Genomic DNA, 20,074 nt, shown 5'->3' with positions numbered 1-20,074 from the left:
TCTCTGTACGGAGAGCTGTCGCCCGCCGCCACGAGATTAAGCGAGCCGATTGATCGCGACGACCTCGCTGCCGGCCTGCCTGATGCGCGCAAGCGCCGGCCCGGTTGGTTCGATCACGGTGGCCATGTGATAGGCGTTGGCGTGAACCATGGTGGCCCCGTCGCGCACGATGGCAACGTGGCCCTTCCAGAAGATCAGATCTCCGCGTTGCAGCTTGTCCCACTCATGCGCCTCGAGCGCGCGGCCGAGGCCTGCCTGCTGCATGTCGCTGTCGCGCGGGCAGCCGATGCCGGCAGCAGTCAGCGAGACTTGCACCAGGCCCGAGCAATCGATGCCAAAGCTGCTTTTGCCGCCCCAGAGATAGGGCGTGCCGACGAAGCGCTCGGCGACGGCGACGAAGTCCGGCTCGCGATGATCGAGCGGGACGAGATGGATCTTCGGCAAGAACGTTCCGTCGCCCGTCACCGCGAAGGCCCCATGCTCGCGCACGATCGTGAGCTTTGATCCAAGCACCAGCGTGTCGGCCGGCGGCAGCTTGATTGAAGGGCCGGGAAACGCAAACGTCCGGAGTACACTGACGACGTGGGTCGGCGTTGCCGCGGGGCGAGCCAGGCCCGCATCCGGCAGCCAGCCGACATAGCCGTCGGCATTGAGCTGGCCCCAGGCCCAGCCTTCGCCGTTGCGGTCGTAAATGGTGACGCGCTCACCGCGCAGCGCCTCGGTCATCAACTTCGCATTCGAGGATGGCTGCTCACGCACGGCCGCGATGGCCTCGACCACCTCGAATTCCTCGCCAGTGACGAAGCGTTTCGCCTCCACCTTGCCTTGGAGATATTTCGCGGCGATGTCGCCCCGCACCGGCGTCAGCCGTGGATCATGCATAGCGCTCACTCAGCAATGAATAGAGAGCGCGCGCAGCCTGGCACTCGCCGCCCTCCGGCCGCGCCGGCTTCGCCGACGGCGTCCAGCCGTAGATGTCGACATGCAGCCAGCTCCTGGCATGCTCGACGAAGCGTTGCAGGAATAGCGCGCAGGTGATCGAGCCGGCAAAGCCGCCCGACGGGGCATTGGTGATGGTCGCCGTCTTGGAGTCCAGCCAGGCATCGTAAGGCGGCCACAGCGGCATGCGCCACAACGGATCGTTCTCCCTTACCGCGCAACGCGCGACATCGGCCGCCAGCGTCTCATCATTGGTGTAAAAAGGCGGTAGATCCGGCCCCAGCGCAACGCGTGCCGCGCCGGTCAGCGTGCCCAAATCGATTAGCAGCTCCGGCTTTTCCTCATCGGCCAGCGCCAGCGCGTCGGCGAGGACGAGGCGGCCTTCCGCGTCGGTATTGCCGATCTCGACCGTGATGCCCTTGCGCGAGGTGAAGATGTCGAGGGGGCGGAAGGCGTTGCCGGCGACCGCGTTCTCCACGGCCGGAATCAGCACGCGCAATCGGACCTTCAGCTTCGCATCCATCACCATGCCTGCGAGCGCCAGCACATTGGCGGCGCCACCCATGTCCTTCTTCATGATCAGCATGCCGCTCGACGGCTTCAGGTCGAGTCCGCCGGTGTCGAAGCAGACGCCCTTGCCGACCAGCGTCACCTTGGGATGAGCCGGATCGCCCCAGCCGATGTCGATCAGTCGCGGCGCACGGCTAGAGGCCATGCCGACGGCATGGATCAGCGGAAAATTCGTCTTCAGATCGTCACCGATGGTGCAGGCGAAGCTTGCGCCGAATTCGGCGGCGAGCGCCTGCGCGGCGGCGGCGAGCTGCTCTGGTCCCATGTCGTTGGCCGGCGTGTTGATGAGATCGCGTGCCAGCATCGCCGCGTCGGCGACGCGATCGATCTCGGTCGCGTCGACGCCATCAGGCGGCACCAGCCGGACGCCGGGCCTGTCAGCCTTGCGGTAGCGGGCGTAGCGGTAGCTGCCGAGCGCGAAGGCCAGCGCCGCCAGCCGTGCATCGTGCGGTGAATTGGCAAAACGGTAGGTGCCCGGCGGCAGCAGCCCAGGCAGGGCGCCCGGCCGGAACAGGTCGCGCGATCTGGCGCCTTCGTCCTCGAGGCCGAACAGCACCTGTGCAATTGCGCCGTCCGGCGCGGGCAGCGCGAGATAGCCGCCAGGCTTGGCGGCAAAGGCACTCGCGGCCGCGAACTGGCGCTGCGCCGCCGGCAGCGCCTCGGCGACCTGATCCCAGCTCGATTTGGTGACGAAGGTGATCGGGATGGCAGTGGGCGACGTCTCGAAGACAGAAGGCATTTGGCGGGTCCGGATCGTCAGATCAAGCGGGTCGTACGAACGGACGAGACTTCGCAGAGTTTCGGCGCCGCCGCAATCGGCTTTGCTGTCACCGTTCAGCGAGCCGCTACTCGCAGCGAGGGGGCCATGCTAGGTTCCGAGCACGGCCGCCAGATATGGAAATCGCCGGCGGCCGAGGACGCCTGCCGGGAGGATGCAATGGAATTTGTGTGGAGCGTAGTCACATTCATCGGCCAGGCCGTTGAGGCGATTTTCGGCTATGTCGAGCATCATCATTGGATCTTCGCGTTCCTTGCCGGCGGCTACGTCTTCTATCTGCACGACCGCTCCGTCCATGCGCGGTTCGATGCGCTGGACAAACGCGTCGATGAAATCCGCAAGCGACTTGCCATCGAATATTGACCGGCGGGACGAAACCGCCGTCGGGAAGCTCTCGTATCTCCCACTCGTCGGTGTTAACTGGCCGTTAGGGTTAACAGTCTATTGCTGGCGCGTTCGGCTCGATCAATCGGCTCGAGAGTCAAAGTGTCATGCGTCAACGGTTCAGTCTTGCCCGGCTTCTTGCGTCCACCTCGCTGGTCGCGGCGTTGGCCATGGGCCTCGGCGGCTGCACGGGCATGTCGAAGCTCTCCGAGGTCACGGGCTCGGTCGGGCCGCGGGCGGAAGCCGCTCCGGCCGATCCCGCGCGCGCTGCCGAAGTCTATGGCGAGCGCTATCGCGCCAATCCCAAGGATGCTGACGCCGCGCTCGCCTATGGTCAGGCCTTGCGCGCCAATGGCCAGCGTGCCCAGGCCGCCGCCGTGCTCGAGCAGGCGACCATCGCCAATCCCGGCAACAAGGCGCTGCTCGCCCAGTACGGCCGCGCGCTCGCCGACAACGGCAATTTCCAGCAGGCCTTCGACGTGCTGTCGAAGGCGCATTCGCCCGACAATCCGGACTGGCGCCTGCTCTCGGTGCAAGGTACTGCGCTCGACCAGATGGGCCGGCACGACGAGGCGCGCTCCTATTATGCGAGCGCCCTGAAGATCGCACCAGGTGATCCCGGCGTCCTCTCCAATCTCGGCCTGTCCTACATGTTGACGAGGAACCTGCCCAAGGCCGAAGAGGCGCTGCGACAGGCTTACGCTTCGCCGCGCGCGAGCGCCCGGGTGCGGCAGAATCTCGGTCTGGTCGTCGGCCTGCAAGGGCGCTTCGCCGAAGCCGAGACCATCGTGAAGGCGGACCTGCCGCCGGACCAGGCCGCGGCCAATGTCGCCTATCTCAAGGAAATGCTGAACCGCAACGACGCTCCGCGCGGGGCGCCGAAGCGGACGCCGGTCGCCTCGCTCGGCCAGCCCGATTAATCGGCCTGATCTTGGACCGCGCGCGGGGGTCTCTCGCGTCAGTGCAGCTCGGTGATCTTGATGCCCGTCGGTCCGAGAATGACGACGAACAGGACCGGAAGGAAGAACAGGATCATCGGCACCGTCAGTTTCGGCGGTAGCGCAGCGGCCTTCTTCTCGGCCTCATTCATGCGCATGTCGCGGTTTTCCTGCGCCATGACACGCAGGGAATGCCCGAGCGGCGTACCGTAGCGCTCCGCCTGCTGAAGCGCCAGACAGACCGACTTGACGCCTTCGAGCCCGGTGCGCCGCGCCAGGTTCTCATAGGCCATCTTCCGGTCCTGCAAGTAGGACAGCTCGGCCGTGGTCAGTGCGAACTCCTCCGACAGTGCGATCGACTGGCCGACGATCTCCGTGGCGACTTTGCGGAACGCCATTTCGACCGACATGCCGGATTCGATGCAGATCAGCAGCAGGTCGAGCGCGTCGGGAAAGGCGCGCTTGATCGAGAGCTGGCGCTTGGAGATCGCGTTCTTGAGGAACAGCATCGGCGCCTGGAGGCCGAGATAGGCCGCGCCGACGCAGATGCCGATCTTGACCGGCAGCGCCTGCTCAAGGTGCGCGATCAAGAAGACGTAGATGGCGGTACCGATGAAGAGCGCGATCGGAGCGACCATGCGGGCAAACAGGAAGGTGATGTAGGGCGCCTGGCCGCGGTAGCCCGCCATGATGAGCTTGTCGCGGGCGGCCTCCTGCGCCAGCCATTTGGTGAGGTTGAAGTCCTCGACCACCTTGGAGACGAGCTGCTTCGGCGACTGGCGCAGCGAGACCTTCTCGTTCTTGTTGAGGCGCTCGCGCTCGCGCTGCCGGAGGCGCTCACGCTCGCTCGCCACCGCCTTCATGCGCTTGGAGAGTCCCTCGCCGGCAAACAGCGGCATCACCAGCGTATAGACGGTGGCGCTGGCGGCAATGGCTGCCAGCAGCATGGTCATGAAGCGGACGTCATGTAGCTTCGAAACGAGAAACTCGACCATACGGCACCGTCAGAAATCGAAGTTGATCATCTTCTTCATCACCATGATGCCGATCGACATCCAGACGACGCAGCCGACCAGCATCAGCTGGCCGGTCGGGTGGGTCCAAAGCAGCGAGATGTAGTGCGGCGTCGTGAGATAGACGAGGAACATCACGATCGGCGGCAGCGAGCCGATGATGCCTGCCGAGGCCTTCGCCTCCATCGACATCGCCTGAATCTTTTCCTTCATCTTCTTGCGGTCGCGCAGCACCTTGGAGAGGTTGCCGAGCGCTTCGGAGAGGTTGCCGCCCGATTTCTGCTGGATCGAGATAACGATGCCGAAGAAGTTCGCCTCTGGGAGCGGCATGCGCTCATAGAGACGCAAGCAGGCCTCACCGAGCGGCATGCCGATCGCCTGCGTCTCGATGATCTGGAGGAACTCGGTGCGCAGCGGCTCCGGTGAATCGGCAGCGACGACCTTGATCGATTCGAACAGCGGCAGACCCGCCTTGATGCCGCGCACGATCACGTCGACCGCATCAGGCAGCGCCGCCAGGAACTTGGACTCGCGGCGCTTCTTGAGGAAACCCAGTGCCCAGCGCGGCAGGCCGAAGCCGCCAGCAAAAGCCAGGCCGGCGGCACCGAGCAGGCCGCCCCCGACGAACAGAGCGGCCGCGAACAGCACGCCCGCCACGACGGCGGACACCACCCAGAATTTCTGCGCCGTCCAGTCGAGCCCTGCCTGCGAGAGGCGGACACTGAGCGGAACCCGCTTCTCCTGCTGGCGCCGCGCCTCGAGATCCTTGAGCGAAGTCTCGACCTGCTCACGGCGCGTTCGTTGGCTCTTCTCGGTCTGCTTGGCCGCGGGCGCGTCGGCACGCGCGATCGCCGCGCGGCGGTTTTCGGCTTTCCGCTCCCCTGACAGGAGTGGATAGAGGAAGACCCAGGCGATGCCGCCGACGGCGGCCGTGGCGAGAAACGCGAGCGCGAGGACCTGCATGTTCACGACGCTGACCTCCTCACGTTGTCGGCGCCACTTCCGCGGCGTCGAGCGCGGCGGCAAGGCGCTTCTCTTCGCCGTAATAGCGGGCGCGTTCCCAGAATTTCGGGCGGCCGATGCCGGTCGAGCGGTGCCGGCCGATGATCTTGCCGTTGGCGTCTTCGCCGATCAGGTCGTAGAGGAAGATATCTTGGGTGATGATGGTGTCACCTTCCATGCCCATCACTTCGGTGATGTGGGTGATCCGGCGCGAGCCGTCACGCAGGCGTGCGGCCTGAATGATGACATCGATGGATGCGCAGATCATCTCGCGAATGGTGCGCGAGGGCAGAGAGAAGCCGCCCATAGTGATCATGGATTCGCAGCGCGACAGCGCCTCGCGCGGATTGTTGGCGTGCAGCGTTCCCATCGAGCCGTCATGGCCGGTGTTCATGGCCTGAAGCAGGTCGAACGCCTCGGGGCCGCGGACTTCGCCGACGATGATGCGTTCGGGGCGCATACGAAGGCAGTTGCGCACCAGCTCGCGCATGGTGACCTGGCCTTCGCCTTCGATGTTGGGCGGGCGGGTTTCGAGCCGGACCACGTGAGGTTGCTGGAGCTGGAGCTCGGCCGCGTCCTCGCAGGTGATGACCCGCTCGTCGTGCTCGATGTAGTTGGTCAGACAATTGAGCAGCGTCGTCTTGCCCGAGCCGGTACCGCCGGAGATCAGCACGTTGCAGCGGACCCGTCCGATGATCTGGAGGATCTCTGCGCCTTCCGGCGAGATCGCGCCGAACTTGACGAGCTGATCGAGCGTCAGCTTGTCCTTCTTGAATTTGCGGATGGTGAGGGCGGGGCCGTCGATCGCGAGCGGCGGCACGATAGCGTTGACGCGGGAGCCGTCGGCGAGGCGCGCGTCGCAGATCGGTGAGGATTCGTCGACGCGCCGGCCGACCTGGCTGACGATGCGCTGACAGATATTGAGGAGCTGCTGGTTGTCGCGAAACCGGATTCCGGTGCGCTGGATCTTGCCGCCGACTTCGATGAAGACGGTGCCGGCGCCGTTCACCATGATATCGGCGATGTCGTCGCGCGCGAGCAGGGGCTCGAGGGGGCCATAGCCGAGCACGTCGTTGCAGATATCGTCGAGCAGTTCCTCCTGCTCGGCGATCGACATCACGATGTTCTTGATCGCGATGATCTCGTTGACGATGTCGCGGATTTCCTCGCGGGCGGACTCGGAATCGAGCTTGGCGAGCTGGGCGAGGTCGATGGCCTCGATCAGCGCGCCGAAGATGGTCGCCTTGACCTCGTAATAATTGTCCGAGCGCCGGCTCTCCATGGCGGGAGGCGGCGGGGCCTTGGCAGGGGCAAGCGGTGGCGAGGCGACGGCCGGCGGGAGCGGGCCGCGCGACACCGTTGCCGCCGGAGCCTGGGAAGGCTCGGGCAACACGGCGCCGGGCTTGGGAGCCCGAAGGTCGGTGTCTGTTCCGCTACGCTTACCGAACACTTAACAACTCCATGCGGCGGCTATTTTCCCCGCAACTTCTCAATCAGGGGTGAAAACAAGGACGACTTTTGTTTCTTGGTCTCGCTCCGGCCGGTCAGGCGCTGGGCGATCTGAAGGAACATCTCGATCGACTTGTGATTGGCCGAGATCTCCGCAATCATCTGCCCGTTATTGGCCGCCGAGCCGAAGATCTGCGGCTCGAACGGAATCGAGGCGATCGGCTGGCTCTCGATCGCCTTGGCGAATTCCGTGGCGGCGATTTCGGGACGTTTCGGAACACCGACCTGGTTCAGGCAGTAGAGCGGCGGCCGGTCGTTGGGGCGCGAGGCCTTCAAAAGGTCGAACAGGTTCTTCGTGTTGCGCAAATTCGCCAGATCTGGCGCGGCCACGATCAGGATATCGTCCGCTCCGATCAAGGCGCGCTTGGTCCAGCCCGACCATTGGTGCGGCACGTCGAGCACGATGCAGGGCATGGTGGAGCGCAGCGTGTCGAATACGGCATCGAAAGCGTCGGAGCCGAAGTCATAGACGCGGTCGAGCGTCGCGGGCGCCGCCAGCAGGCTGAGATGGTCGGTGCATTTCGACAGCAGACGGTCGATGAAGGCTGTATCGACGCGATCGGGTGAGAACACGGCGTCGGCGATGCCCTGTGGCGGGTCCTGGTTGTAGTCCAGCCCGGCCGTGCCGAAGGCGAGGTCGAGATCGGCGACGACCGCATCCATCGCGAGATCGCGCGCGATCGCCCAGGCAACGTTGTGGGAGATGGTGGAAGCGCCGACGCCGCCCTTGGCGCCGACCACGGCGATGATGCGGCCGACTGCCTTGGCTTCGGGCGCCGAGAACAGGTTGCAGATCGAGCGCACGACGTCGATCGCGCCGACCGGCGCGAGCACGTAGTCGCTGACACCGCGGCGCACCAGCTCGCGGTAGAGCATCACGTCGTTGATGCGGCCGATCACGACCACGCGGGTGCCGGCGTCGCAGACGGTGGCAAGCTGGTCGAGCCCGCCCAGGAGATCGTTGCGGCCGTCGCTTTCGAGCACGATCACGTTTGGTGTCGGGGCGGAGCGATAGGCTTCGATCGCCGCCGCCATGCCGCCCATCTGGATCTTCAGATGGGCTTTGCCGAGACGGCGATCCTCGCCGGCCGACTGCACCGCGGCAGCGGTCTCTACGGTCTCGCAGAAGGCCTGGACCGAGACACGCGGCGAGGGCGCAATATGCTCATCGACCGGCGGGGGTGGGGCCTCCGGCTGCTCTTCTTGAGGCTGGCGAGCGTAGCTGATCATTTGCCGGTGTCGCTGAGTTTGGCCTTGTCGGCTTCAGGATAGGAGACCGCCGTCGACGTTCCTTTGCGATACTTCTCGAGGAGCGTGGTGCGACGCGCCATGTAGGACGGCGTTTCGGCCCTCGGCTGCTCGAGGTCCGACGGATTGTTGACCATCGCAGCGAGGTTGCGCTGATAGGCGCAGCCGTAATTGTAATAGTCCTTGTTCTCGAACCAGCTCTTGTTCTTCATCGAGGGGCCGATGTCCTCCGGCCACAGGCCGCAGGGACCCGCGACCGCGGCGATCTTGGAGTAAGTGAGCCGGATCGGCGGCAGGAAGCGCTTGTCTTCCGGCTGATAGGGGCGAACGTTGACGCCGCGCGGCGGAACGCCGGCCGCCGCCAGCATCGCCTGGATCTCACGCATGGTATCCGCGACCGGACGTGCGTTGGGCGTGCCGGATGGCACGTCGATCCGGATCGCGCCGGTGCCCTCGTGCAGCCAGGCCGAGGCGACGCCCATCACGTCGGCGCGCTGGGCGGCGGTCAAGCCGCCGCGGGCGTGGCCGACGAAGACGACGATCGAGCGGTTCTGCTCTTCGATCGCGATCGGATGGCGCTGCTTGTAATCGTCGGGAATGGAGGCGGTGACCGCTTCGTCGTGCTGGCAGCCGCCGAGGGCGAGCGCCATGCCGACGAGCGCGCCACCGAGGCGGATGGCGCGTTTGCGAAGCTGGGGTGGTCTTGTGATCATCTTGAAGTCCCCGTTCCGCTTCAGTCGGTGATGAAGCCGTAGGTGCCGCGGTAATTTCTGGCCGGTTCGGTCCGACCGGGCACGCCGTAGATGCGGTTGATGTTGCCGATCAGCTCGGCCTGCGGATCGGAAGGCGCGGCGAAGCCGTCATCCGGCCGCGAAAGATCCTTTTGCGCAACCGCGCGAACGACATAAGGCGTCACGATCACGACCAGTTCGGTCGCGTTGTTGACGAAGTCGCGGCTGCGGAACAGCGTGCCGAGGATCGGGAGCTGCATCAGCCCCGGCAGTCCGCTGACCGCCTGCTTGGTCTGCTGCTGGATCAGGCCGGCCATCGCCATCGCGCCGCCCGAGGGAATTTCCAGCGAAGTCTCGGCGCGACGGGTCCTGATCGAGGGCACCGTCAGCGAGTTCACCGACGTCGAGGTCACCGCCTGGGAGAGCGTGATCGCATTCTCGTTCGACAGTTCCGAGACTTCGGTCATCACGCGCAGGCTGATCTTGCCCTCGCTCAGAACCACCGGAGTGAAGTTGAGCGAGATGCCGAACTTCTTGAAGCTGATCTGGGTGGTACAGACATGCGTGGTCGGATCGCACGCATAGCCTGCCGGCACCGGGAATTCACCGCCGGCAATGAAGGTCGCCGACTCGCCGGAGATCGCGGTGAGATTCGGCTCGGCCAGCGTACGGATCACGCCCGCGGTCTCCATCGCGCGGAGGGTGGCCTGCACGGACGGCGTCGCGCCGAATTTCGTGGTCAGGTTGTTGCCGTCCACGAGATTGCGGCCAAGGGCCGTGAACGGGTTGGAGTTGGAGAAGCTCACCACGGAGGTGCCGTAGTTCAGGTTCGCGGAGAGGTCGATGCCGAGCTGCTTGACGATGTTGCGCTGGACTTCGGCCACCGTTACCTTCAGCATGACCTGATCGCGGCCGCGGACCACGATCGAGTTCACCACCTTGTCGGCGCCGCCGGCGAGTCGCGCGGCGAGATCATTGGCCTGCTGCGCTTCGAGCGGGTTCGCAGCCGTGCCGGTCAGGACGATGCCGTCGCCGAGGCCGTCGATCTGGATGTCGGAGTTGGGCAGGATCTGCTTCAGTGCGGCCCGCGCGCCGTTGAGGTCGCGCTTGACCGCGATGTCATAGGCCGCAATCTGCTGGCCGGCGGAATCAAAGAACACGATATTGGTCTGGCCGACCGAGGCGCCGATGATGTAGGCGCGCTGCGCCGAGCGGACCACCGCATTGGCGATCTTGGGGTCGGCGACCAGCACATCCTTGATGTCCCGCGGCAGATCGATGACGACAGATTTGCCGATGCCGAGCGAGAGGAAACGCGCGTTCATCTGGCCGTCGGCCGCGACCGGCACCACGGGACGGTAGTCGGCGGCGACCACCGGGCTGAGGGCCGGGTTCAGCGTCAGCGCGAGGACGGCCGAAAACGACAGGGCGCGAACCACTGAGGTTCGCATCGTCGCCAGATTTGCCCTGCATTTCATATCGACTGTGTTCATCGTGCTTTTGCCGTCTGACTTGGAATGCCGTAGCGAATGATCGAAACGCCGTCGCGCTTCTGCGCGGATTCGTCGAGCGTGATCTCGCTGAGCTTGACGTCGGATATGCTGCGCAATGCCAGCGACAGCGTTCCGGCCTGGCGGGCCGACGAAAGCGCCTGGGTCTGGGCCGCATTGAGCTCCAAGGTCACGGTTTTGCCGACCACCGTGTTCTGGCCGTCCTTCTCCTTCGGCGCTTGGTCGATGGCCAGGACGCGGATGTTGGCGAGGATGATCTCGGAGGTGACAATGTCCGGGGCGCCACTGCTCTGGTCCGGGTTCTTGAGGCGGCGCGTGAGGATCACATCGACGCGGTCGTTGGGCAGGATGAAGCCGCCTGCGCCGGTCTCCGGCGAGATCTCGGTCGAGATCGCCCGCATACCGGAAGGCAGGATTGCCGCCATGAAGCCGGAGCCGTCGGCCTTGACCAGCTTCTGGTCTCGGATCGGCTCACCCTGGATGAAGGGAGCGCGCGCGATCGAGCCGGTCACCTGGCTCGCGCCCTCGGGACGCTCGTTGCGGCGGATGAAGGTGGCGCTGGCGGTCGCGGCCGGCCAAGTCTGCCATTGCACGTCGTCCGGCTTCACTGTCTGGCCGAGACCGATATCGTTCTTGGCGACCAGAACGTCGACGGTCGGAAGCTGCGCGACCGGAGCCGGAGGCGGCGCAGAATTGTCCGTGCCGCTCGCCAGGTACGCGGCGACGCCGCCGGCGCCGATGGCGACCGTCAGGACGACAATGCGTGCCCTATTCATACGCTTCACTTTCCAACAAAACGCCGCGACGCTGCCGCCGCCGTAATCGGCAGTTGACCAGCTATTCGTCAAAGCATGGTTAATGAGGCGTATCTAAATCGCCTTAACGCCTGGTTTACCCGGTGCGTTCAGCGCAGTACGAGGTGAGCGAGGTCGATCGCCTTCACCCATTCGGTCTCCGGGTAGACCATCAGCGCGCTCAGTGCGAGCGCGATTCCATAGGGAATGCCGCTCTCCTTGGCGTGCAGCCGTGCGAGCCAGGCCTGGCCCGCCAGTCCGTAGGGCAGCGGCCATTGCCGGAATTGGAGCAGGAGCAGCGTCAGCGCCCCGCCGAACAGCGACGCGTAGAGCAGGAAGTTCATCAGATGTGCAAAGCCGAACCAGAGTGCGACCGAGGCCGCGACCTTGGCATCGCCGCCGCCGACCCAGCCCATCGCAAAGCAGGAGAAGGCCACGATCAGGAGAAGTGCGCCGGCACCGACATGGCTCAGCACCTCGTAAGGTGCCATGCCACCGGCGAGGGCGAGGGCGAAGAAGCCTGCGACCAACGCCAGCGAAACGCGGTTCGAGATCGTCATCGTGAAGAGATCGCTCGCGGCGGCGAACGCCATGAGGGCCGGGAAGAGCAGAAGGCGCGCAAGGTCGAGGATCATGGGCTGCGTCTTGAGGCCTGGTTGTGTCGCGGAAGCTGGCGGCGCGGATGCTAGCCGGCAGTGCTAAACAAACTGACAACGGCAGCCGGGCGGCGGGGGTGGCACCGCCGCAAGCGTGCTCACCAGAGGCTGGCAATGCGCACGGCGAGGACGAGCGTCGCCAGCAGCAGCGCAAGGCAGACCCAATAGGCCGGCGAGCTGGTCTGCGACACCGCCTCGTTCGCCGCGACGGCGGCATCGGTTCTGTACTCGCGCAACGCCACTGGAACTCGCCGTCTTCAGAAAAACAAAGGCCCCGGAGGTCCGGGGCTTTTGCGGTCGCTCGTCAAGCCGCTTACTTCAGCGACGTGCTGATCGAGCCGAACTTGGTGTTCAGCGTGCTGCCGAGATTGTTGACGACGGTGATGATGGCCAGCGCGATGCCGGCGGCGATCAGACCGTATTCGATGGCGGTGGCACCGGATTCGTCCTTCGCGAAACGCGCAATCAGGTTCTTCATGAACAAAACTCCGTCTGGATGGGATCGCCTCGTTCGGCGCTGTCTTTGACGCGACGAACATGAGAGTCGAGCTCTTTCGGTAGCGTTAATTCATTCGAGCAAACCCGCTTGTGGCGCGGTGCTTTTGGCCAGAGTGAATTTCGTCTTAACGCGGCAGTTGAATTCGGTCTGTTCCGAATGCAGCGCATGCACCGCCGGCTTCACCCTCCCTTAAATCTAGCGGAGTAGGCCTAGGCGGGACCAGCAATTCGGAAGTGAGGCGACGATGTCGAGCCTGCCCATGCAAGTCGCCCTGATGCTCGGCGAGACGATCCAGAAGATGGTCCCCGTCACCCTGGTGCTCGCAGCAATCTTCACCGTGCTCGAGCATTTCTGGGCCTGCAATCCCGGCGCGCCGTGGTGGCGCAAGCGGGAGATCCTCACCGACATCTGCTACTGGTTCTTCGTGCCGGTGTTCGCCCGCACCATGCGGATCGGACTGCTGATCGTGGGCGCCGGCGTCGTCTTCAGCATCCGCGATGCCGACGACCTCATCGCTTTCTACGACAACGGCCATGGCCCGCTGTCACAGCTGCCGCTATGGCTACAGGCCGTGCTGTTCCTGGTGCTGTCCGATTTCATGCTGTACTGGCTGCACCGGCTTTTCCACGACGGCGGCTTCTGGAAGTACCACGCAATTCATCATTCGTCGGAGGAGATCGGCTGGATTTCCGCGGCGCGCTTCCATCCCGTCAACCTCATGCTCGGGACGATCAGCGTCGACGTCGTGCTGCTGATGGCCGGTATCTCCCCCAACGTGATGATCTGGGTCGGTCCGTTCACCACCTTTCATTCGGCCTTCGTGCACGCCAATTTGAACTGGACCTTCGGACCGTTCAGATACGTGCTGGCGACGCCGGTATTCCACCGCTGGCACCACACCTCGCTCGAAGAGGGCGGCGACACCAACTTTGCCGGGACGTTCCCGATCTGGGACGTGCTGTTCGGCACCTTCCGGATGCCGGAGGGCAGGCTGCCGCAGGATTATGGCAAGGACGAAGCGACCATGCCGAAGGAAATCGGCGGGCAACTCGCCTATCCGTTCCGCCGTTAGCGCGGCGCCGACGATTCGGAAGCTCCCTTCAAACAATAGTCGGCGAGTTTGCGGAACGTTCACGAATTAAGGGCAGGTTAGTCGGGTCGGGCACCGGCTCCGCTGTCTGATCGTTTCTGCCGGTTTGTGACGTCCCGGGGGTAAGAGTATGCGTAAAGAATTGCTGCGCCGTCAGGCGCGCGTCTGCCTTCTGGTTGCGGCCGCGATGCTGGCGTTGCCTGGTGCCGGCCTTGCCGAGCCCACCGCCGATACCATCGCCGTCAATGTCGACCAGGCCAAGCTGGTACGGCTCCCCGGCAAGGTCGCGACCATCGTGGTCGGCAATCCCCTGATCGCGGACGTCACGCTCCAGCCTGGCGGCATGATCGTCGTGACCGGGAAAGGCTATGGTGCCACCAATTTCATCGCGCTCGACCGGGGCGGCGAGATCCTGGTCGACCGCCAGATCCAGGTCGAAGGTCCGAGCGACCGGCTCGTCACCGTCTATCGCGGGATCGAGCGCGAGTCCTATAGCTGCCTGCCGCTTTGCCAGCGCCGCGTCACGCTCGGCGACAGCGATGCCTACTTCAACAACACGATGAACCAGGCGGGCACACTGAGCGGCAATGCCAGCGGCACGGCCGGAGCCGGCGCCAAGACCAACTAGCAGAACCGGCGAAGTTGCTCGGGCAGGATCGCCTGACCGGCCCGGACGCTGGCGCCTCCCACGAGGAGTTCTTCTCTCCGCGCGCCCTTGTTTCCGCGTGGCCGTCCTGTCTGCCTGCCTGTGCTTGGGCGTTCGCGGTTAACGCATGCTTAATGAGGCGGTCTGACCGGAGCGGATCGCCTGAAACACTTAAACAATCAGTTTTCGCTATTGAAACGGGCAGATGATTGCCGTTGCCGGGGAATTTGACGCGATGCCATCGCCTGCACCAACGAGGTTCACGCTGCTCGCCGCGCTGCGCCGGTTTCGCGGTAACCGCCGCGGCTCCGCGGTCGTCGAGTTTGCGCTGGTCGCTCCGGTGTTTTTCGCGTTGCTGTTCGCCATCATCGAGACGGCGCTGATGTTCTTCGCGGGCCAGGTGCTCGAGACCATCACGCAGAATTCCGCGCGCGTGGTTCTGACCGGGCAGGCGCAATCCGGTTCAGTGACGGCCTGCGCCGTCTCCGGCGTGAGCAAGCCCTGCACGCAAGCAACGTTCAAGTCCTATGTCTGTAGCCAGATTCCGGCGCTGTTCGATTGCAGCAAGCTCTATGTCGAAGTCACGAGCTTCTCGTCCTTCGCTGCGGTGACGCTGCCGACCCATATCGACGGCTCCGGAAATTTCGACACGAACACGAGCTACAGCCCGGGCGGTGCGGGCGACATCGTGGTGGTGCGGCTGTTCTATCAATGGCCGCTGTTCGTCACCGGCCTCGGCTACAACACCTCCAATCTTGCGGGCAGCAAGCGGCTGCTGGTTGCCACGGCCGCGTTCAAGAACGAGCCTTACTAAGACCAATGGATCTGGACGGAACGATGCAGACGATGTCGAGAATCTGGTGGGCGGCCCGCTGCGCCGTGGGCGAGTTCGTCGCGGACAGCAGGGCGCTCGCGGCGACCGAATTCGCGGTGATCGTGCCGCTGATGCTGGTGATGTTCTTCGGCACGGTCGAGTTCTCGTCGGCGGTGGCGATCGATCGCAAGGTGACGCTGATGGCGCGGACGCTGTCCGACCTCACCTCGCAATCGATTTCGGTCGGCGATACCGACATGACCAATTTCTTCGCGGCCTCGACCGGCGTCATGACGCCGTATCCCACCACGACGGTGTCGGCGACGATCAGCGAACTCTATGTCGACCCATCGACCCTGCAGGCGCATGTGCAGTGGAGCAAGGGATCCGCGCCGCGCACGGAGAAGTCCCCGGTCACGATTCCCACGACGCTTGCGGTCGGCGGCACCTACCTGATCTTCAGTGAGGTCAGCTACACCTACACGCCGACGATCGGTTACGTGCTCAAGAACGCGGTCACGCTGAGCGATGTTGCCTATACCCGCCCGCGCCAGTCCACCTGCGTCTATTACAGCCCGGCTACGGCCTGCACGGTCTACTGATCGCAGCGCCTCCTTCCGACATGAAAAAGGCCGTGCGTTGCGCACGGCCTTTTTGATTCCTTGGCTCGCCTGAGCTGGTCCGGGGCAATATCCGGGCTATGGGCCCGGCGGGCTCAGCCTGCGGCGCGGAGGTTGTCCGCTGCCGACTTTCCGGAGCGGCGGTCGGCCACGATCTCGTAGGAGACCTTCTGGCCTTCGTGCAGCGAGCCGAGGCCGGCGCGCTCGACGGCGCTGATGTGAACGAACACGTCCTTGCCACCGTCATCGGGCTGAATGAAGCCATAACCCTTGGTCGCGTTAAACCACTTCACGGTTCCCATGCTCACTGGGGTAGTCCCTTCTAGATAGCACCATGTAAGAGCCCGCTCGCGCAGGCAGGTTAGATCGAATTTTTGGAAAGGTCGTCAGCGTGTCTGAACCGGCTGTACCGGTGGATGCTAATGTCGTCCGGCCGAAAATCGATTAATTCATTTTATCGGAATTAGGGCTTCAAAACAATCCGGAGCGCACGATTTTTTATCCGCCGCGAGGTGCGCGGCGGATCAGCATACAGACCAGAATTTTACTTCCGCGCTGAGGCGCCCGAAGACTAACGGCGGCGGAACTGGCCGCCGCGCTGCGCTCCACCCCGCGGCGGGCCGCCGGACGTGGCGGGACGCTCGTCCTTGTGGCGGAAAATCAGTCGGCCCTTCTCGAGGTCATAGGGCGACATCTCCACCGTCACGCGGTCGCCCGCGAGCGTCTTGATCCGGTTCTTCTTCATCTTGCCGGCGGTGTAAGCAACGATCTCGTGTCCGGCGTCGAGCTGCACGCGGTAGCGTGCGTCGGGGAGGATTTCGGTGACCAGTCCTTCGAACTGGATCAGCTCTTCCTTAGCCATGAATTTCTCCAGGTCGTGGACGGCTAGTGCGAAAAGGGTTTGCGATTCGGTTGACCGTTCGGCCGACTCTCGCGGCGCAAAAAGGCAACGCCTTGTATCCCATCAGGCGTCCCGGCGCTATGCGCGGAACGCTGTTCCGGACGGTCGGTTAGCGACGAATGCATCTTAGCACCGGAACGGCGGCGACGAGATGCCTTCGAAGCTTTCGGGCCAGTGCCGGGCCGCCCGTCAATATGCCGTCCCTCGCCGGGGCGTCCGTCGCCCTGCTTGCCGGCGCTGTGGTGGCGCCCGTCGCCATGCCTTTCGTCGGCACGCCGCCCGTCACCCTGCCCGTGCCGTGCGCCCTGCGGACGCTGGCCCGGGCGGCCTGGCCGACCTTGTCGTTGCTGCGGCGGGGGAGGACCGGCATCCCGGCGACCGGCATCGGTGCGGTGGTCCTCACGCGTCAACGCAACGCGGATCAGGCGCTCGATGTCGCGGAGATAGCCGAGCTCGTCACCGCCGGCAACCAGCGAGATCGCGGTGCCGTCGGCGCCGGCGCGCGCAGTGCGGCCGATGCGGTGGACGTAAGTCTCGGGCACGTTGGGCAGATCGAAATTGATGACGTGGGTGATGCCGTCGACGTCGATGCCGCGGGCGGCGATGTCGGTGGCGACCAGGGTACGGATCTCGCCCGACCGGAACTGGCCCAGCGTTCGTTCGCGATGGTTCTGTGACTTGTTCCCATGAATGGCGCTGGCGGGGATGCCCGCCTTCTCCAGTGTCTTTACGACCTTGTCGGCGCCGTGCTTGGTGCGGGTGAAGACCAGCGCCCGGTTGACCGGTTCTTCCTTCAGCAGCTTGGCGAGGAAGGCCGGCTTGGCCGAGAAGTCGACCTGGAGGATGCGCTGGTTGATCCGTTCGGCGGTCGAGGAGACCGGGGTCACCGCGACGCGGGCGGGATCACGCAGCATAGCGTCGGCGAGCTCGGCGATGTCCTTCGGCATGGTGGCCGAGAAGAACAGCGTCTGCCGCTTGATCGGCAGCTTGGCAACGATTTTGCGGATGTCGTTGATGAAGCCCATGTCGAGCATGCGGTCGGCCTCGTCGAGCACGAGGAATTCGACACTTGAAAGCTTCAGCCCGTTGCTCTGGACAAGATCGAGCAGGCGGCCGGGAGTGGCGACCAGAACCTCGACGCCCTGCATCAGCGAGCGGACCTGGCGGCCCATCGGCACGCCGCCGATGGCGAGTGTTGAGGACAGGCGGATGTGGCGGCCATAGGCATTGAAGCTGTCGAGGATCTGGCCGGACAGCTCGCGGGTGGGCGACAGCACCAGGACGCGGGCGGTCTTGGGCTGCGGCTTGATGCGGTTATCGAGCAGGCGATGCAGGATCGGCAGCGCGAAGGACGCGGTCTTGCCGGTGCCGGTCTGGGCAATGCCGACGACGTCGCGGCCGGTCAGCGCCAGCGGGACGGTCTGAGCCTGGATCGGGGTGGGGGTGACGTAGTTCTCTTCACGAAGAGCGCGTGCGATGGGTTCGGCGAGGCCGAAATCCTGAAACGAAGTCAAAAGAGGGGTTCTTTCCATGTCAAAGGCGGGCGCCCGGCGCATTCGGCGCGGCGCGCGCATAGGGTGTCGAGAAGACACCTGCGTGTTTGGGGTGTCGGATGGGCTTGGGAGATATGGGGCAAGCCAGAGGCCCGTAGGGGCTTAAGAACACGCAGCTCGCAACGACGGCTTGATTCGCAAGCAGTCTCGACCGTTCATATGGAACATCGTCGGGGCGCTTTCAAGGCGGGTTCGTCTAAACGGTGGTTGCGGCGCAGAAATAGTTGTGCCGGAAATTTAGCCAAGACGGACGATTTGCATATAAAACAGGCCATCTGCCGCTTTCGCATACATTCCCATTGCCTAGGGTTTAGGCGAGCAGATCGCGGCGAGACTTAGAAAATAAGCCGTTTTCACAGCAAAACCAACGGCTTGAGGGCTGTCTAGCCCATGGCATGGTTCTTGCGAATCCGTTAATCGCAGGCGGCCGTGGGGCCGTTTCGCAGCGTTTTTCACGTCTGCGTCAGGGAGATGATACACTCATGCTTAGCAAATCCACTCACGATATAGCGGCGTCATTTAGCCGCCGCGGCGTCCTCGCCGCGACCGCCGGGCTGATGCTCGGTCTGGCTTCATTGACTGGCGCCAAGGCCGCGGACGACACGATCAAGGTCGGCGTGCTTCACTCCCTTTCCGGCACCATGGCCATCAGCGAGACCACGCTGAAGGACACCATCCTCTTCCTGATCGACGAGCAGAACAAGAAGGGCGGCGTGCTCGGCAAAAAGCTCGAGGCCGTCGTCGTCGACCCCGCTTCCAATTGGCCGCTGTTCGCCGAGAAGGCGCGCGAGCTGATCACGAAGGACAAGGTCGCGGTCGTGTTCGGCTGCTGGACCTCGGTGTCGCGCAAGTCCGTGCTGCCGGTCTTCAAGGAGCTGAACAACATCCTGTTCTACCCCGTGCAGTACGAGGGCGAGGAGAGCGAGCGCAACGTATTCTACACCGGCGCTGCGCCGAACCAGCAGGCGATTCCCGCCGTCGACTATCTGATGAAGGAAGAGAAGGTGAAGCGCTGGGTGCTCGCGGGCACCGACTACGTCTATCCGCGCACCACCAACAAGATCCTGGAAGCCTATCTGAAGTCGAAGGGTGTGGCTCAGGAAGACATCATGATCAACTACACGCCGTTCGGTCACTCCGACTGGCAGACGATCGTTGCCGACATCAAGAAGTTCGGCTCGGCTGGCAAGAAGACCGCGGTGGTCTCGACCATCAACGGCGACGCCAACGTTCCCTTCTACAAGGAACTCGGCAACCAGGGCATCAAGGCCAAGGACATCCCCGTGGTCGCGTTCTCGGTGGGTGAGGAAGAGCTTGCCGGCATCGACACCAAGCCGCTGGTCGGGCATCTCGCCGCCTGGAACTACTTCCAGTCGATCAAGACCAAGGACGGGTCGAACGAGAAGTTCATCAAGGATTGGCAGGCCTACACCAAGAACCCGAAGCGCGTGACCAACGACCCTATGGAAGCACACGTGATCGGCTTCAACATGTGGGTGAAGGCAGTCGAGAAGGTGAAGTCGACTGATCCGGACAAGGTGATCGATGCGCTTCCGGGCATCGAGGCGCCGAACTTGACCGGCGGCGTGTCGAAGATGCTGCCGAACCACCACATCACCAAGCCGGTGTTCATTGGCGAGATCAAGGGCAACGGCCAGTTCGACGTGGTCTGGAAGACCCCGGGTCTCGTTGCTGGCGATGCCTGGTCGAAGGAGCTCGACGGCTCCAAGGACCTGATCGGCGACTGGGTCGGCAAGAAGTGCGGCAACTTCAATACCAAGACCAACAAGTGCCTCGGTTCGGGCTCCTGATCCCGATCTGACGCTCCATTGCAAGATTGGAGAGGGCGGCGATCCCGCCGCCTTCTCCACCCATTTC

Annotated in this window: 22 protein-coding genes; 7 read left to right on the top strand and 15 right to left on the bottom strand. The window is 64.1% G+C overall.

What is annotated here, in order from left to right:
* Positions 1-36 precede the first annotated feature (36 nt).
* Together IVA92_RS03995 and IVA92_RS03990 are read right to left on the bottom strand one after the other, a co-directional pair.
* Positions 37-882 carry a C40 family peptidase gene (locus IVA92_RS03995; RefSeq protein WP_247277845.1) on the bottom strand — a complete coding sequence of 282 codons (846 nt, stop codon included), beginning with the start codon at positions 880-882 and terminating at the stop codon, positions 37-39.
* On the bottom strand, positions 875-2,248 hold the full coding sequence (locus IVA92_RS03990; protein ID WP_247277844.1) for a leucyl aminopeptidase family protein: 1,374 nt from the start codon (positions 2,246-2,248) through the stop codon (positions 875-877). Before IVA92_RS03990 ends, IVA92_RS03995 begins: the two co-directional genes overlap by 8 nt.
* Positions 2,249-2,446: 198 nt before the next feature.
* Here IVA92_RS03990 and IVA92_RS35910 point away from each other — a divergent pair, with 198 nt between their 5' ends.
* Both IVA92_RS35910 and IVA92_RS03980 read left to right on the top strand, forming a co-directional pair.
* Positions 2,447-2,650, top strand: a complete 204-nt coding sequence (locus tag IVA92_RS35910) for a hypothetical protein (RefSeq protein WP_183247077.1) — start codon at positions 2,447-2,449, stop codon at positions 2,648-2,650.
* Positions 2,651-2,778: 128 nt separating this feature from the next.
* Positions 2,779-3,591: a tetratricopeptide repeat protein gene (locus IVA92_RS03980; RefSeq protein ID WP_247277842.1), complete on the top strand. Its 813-nt coding sequence runs from the start codon at positions 2,779-2,781 to the stop codon at positions 3,589-3,591.
* A 38-nt stretch (positions 3,592-3,629) separates the two neighbouring features.
* Here IVA92_RS03980 and IVA92_RS03975 read toward each other — a convergent pair whose 3' ends face one another.
* The 10 genes from IVA92_RS03975 to IVA92_RS03930 all read right to left on the bottom strand — a co-directional run bounded on the left by IVA92_RS03975 (position 3,630) and on the right by IVA92_RS03930 (position 12,551).
* Positions 3,630-4,604, bottom strand: a complete 975-nt coding sequence (locus IVA92_RS03975; protein WP_247277841.1) for a type II secretion system F family protein — start codon at positions 4,602-4,604, stop codon at positions 3,630-3,632.
* 9 nt (positions 4,605-4,613) lie between these two features.
* Positions 4,614-5,591 carry a type II secretion system F family protein gene (locus tag IVA92_RS03970; protein WP_247277840.1) on the bottom strand — a complete coding sequence of 326 codons (978 nt, stop codon included), beginning with the start codon at positions 5,589-5,591 and terminating at the stop codon, positions 4,614-4,616.
* A 13-nt stretch (positions 5,592-5,604) separates the two neighbouring features.
* The gene (locus IVA92_RS03965; protein ID WP_247277839.1) at positions 5,605-7,074 is read right to left on the bottom strand and encodes a CpaF family protein; all 1,470 of its coding nucleotides are present in this window, start codon (positions 7,072-7,074) and stop codon (positions 5,605-5,607) included.
* Positions 7,075-7,094: 20 nt separating this feature from the next.
* Positions 7,095-8,363, bottom strand: a complete 1,269-nt coding sequence (locus tag IVA92_RS03960; RefSeq protein ID WP_247277838.1) for an AAA family ATPase — start codon at positions 8,361-8,363, stop codon at positions 7,095-7,097.
* Complete coding sequence (locus IVA92_RS03955; protein WP_247277837.1) at positions 8,360-9,094, bottom strand: CpaD family pilus assembly protein; 735 nt, start codon at positions 9,092-9,094, stop codon at positions 8,360-8,362. The genes IVA92_RS03960 and IVA92_RS03955 overlap by 4 nt, the downstream gene beginning before the upstream one ends.
* A 20-nt stretch (positions 9,095-9,114) precedes the next feature.
* The gene (locus IVA92_RS03950) at positions 9,115-10,590 is read right to left on the bottom strand and encodes a type II and III secretion system protein family protein (protein WP_247277937.1); all 1,476 of its coding nucleotides are present in this window, start codon (positions 10,588-10,590) and stop codon (positions 9,115-9,117) included.
* Positions 10,591-10,601: 11 nt separating this feature from the next.
* Positions 10,602-11,399 (bottom strand): Flp pilus assembly protein CpaB, encoded by a 798-nt coding sequence (gene cpaB, locus IVA92_RS03945; RefSeq protein WP_247277836.1) that lies wholly within the window; start codon positions 11,397-11,399, stop codon positions 10,602-10,604.
* A 128-nt stretch (positions 11,400-11,527) separates the two neighbouring features.
* Complete coding sequence (locus tag IVA92_RS03940) at positions 11,528-12,052, bottom strand: prepilin peptidase (RefSeq protein ID WP_247277835.1); 525 nt, start codon at positions 12,050-12,052, stop codon at positions 11,528-11,530.
* 119 nt (positions 12,053-12,171) lie between these two features.
* On the bottom strand, positions 12,172-12,309 hold the full coding sequence (locus IVA92_RS03935; RefSeq protein ID WP_247277941.1) for a hypothetical protein: 138 nt from the start codon (positions 12,307-12,309) through the stop codon (positions 12,172-12,174).
* 77 nt (positions 12,310-12,386) lie between these two features.
* The gene (locus IVA92_RS03930; RefSeq protein ID WP_129274995.1) at positions 12,387-12,551 is read right to left on the bottom strand and encodes a Flp family type IVb pilin; all 165 of its coding nucleotides are present in this window, start codon (positions 12,549-12,551) and stop codon (positions 12,387-12,389) included.
* 265 nt (positions 12,552-12,816) lie between these two features.
* On the opposite strand from IVA92_RS03930, the gene IVA92_RS03925 reads away from it, so the two are divergent.
* From IVA92_RS03925 to IVA92_RS03910, 4 genes are all read left to right on the top strand, one after another.
* Entirely contained in the window at positions 12,817-13,644 is an 828-nt protein-coding gene (locus IVA92_RS03925; RefSeq protein WP_247277834.1) for a sterol desaturase family protein, read from the top strand.
* A gap of 148 nt (positions 13,645-13,792) precedes the next feature.
* Entirely contained in the window at positions 13,793-14,290 is a 498-nt protein-coding gene (locus tag IVA92_RS03920) for a pilus assembly protein N-terminal domain-containing protein (protein ID WP_247277833.1), read from the top strand.
* Between the two features lie 253 nt (positions 14,291-14,543).
* Positions 14,544-15,122, top strand: coding sequence for a TadE/TadG family type IV pilus assembly protein (locus IVA92_RS03915; protein ID WP_247277832.1), 579 nt, complete (start codon positions 14,544-14,546; stop codon positions 15,120-15,122).
* 23 nt (positions 15,123-15,145) lie between these two features.
* Positions 15,146-15,724 (top strand): TadE/TadG family type IV pilus assembly protein, encoded by a 579-nt coding sequence (locus IVA92_RS03910; protein WP_247277831.1) that lies wholly within the window; start codon positions 15,146-15,148, stop codon positions 15,722-15,724.
* 113 nt (positions 15,725-15,837) lie between these two features.
* On the opposite strand, the gene IVA92_RS03905 is transcribed toward IVA92_RS03910, so the two are convergent.
* From IVA92_RS03905 to IVA92_RS03895, 3 genes are all read right to left on the bottom strand, one after another.
* Entirely contained in the window at positions 15,838-16,050 is a 213-nt protein-coding gene (locus tag IVA92_RS03905; RefSeq protein ID WP_247277830.1) for a cold-shock protein, read from the bottom strand.
* A 263-nt stretch (positions 16,051-16,313) separates the two neighbouring features.
* Positions 16,314-16,604, bottom strand: coding sequence for a translation initiation factor IF-1 (infA, locus tag IVA92_RS03900; RefSeq protein WP_011084263.1), 291 nt, complete (start codon positions 16,602-16,604; stop codon positions 16,314-16,316).
* A 23-nt stretch (positions 16,605-16,627) separates the two neighbouring features.
* A complete protein-coding gene (locus tag IVA92_RS03895) occupies positions 16,628-18,199 on the bottom strand; it encodes a DEAD/DEAH box helicase (protein WP_247277829.1) in 1,572 nt (523 codons plus the stop codon).
* Between the two features lie 479 nt (positions 18,200-18,678).
* Between IVA92_RS03895 and urtA the strand changes: the two genes are divergently transcribed.
* Entirely contained in the window at positions 18,679-20,007 is a 1,329-nt protein-coding gene (gene urtA, locus IVA92_RS03890) for an urea ABC transporter substrate-binding protein (protein ID WP_247277828.1), read from the top strand.
* Positions 20,008-20,074: the final 67 nt, after the last annotated feature.

Source organism: Bradyrhizobium sp. 154 (assembly GCF_023073875.1).
Lineage (GTDB): Bacteria > Pseudomonadota > Alphaproteobacteria > Rhizobiales > Xanthobacteraceae > Bradyrhizobium.
This window is presented reverse-complemented; position numbering and strand designations above follow the sequence as displayed.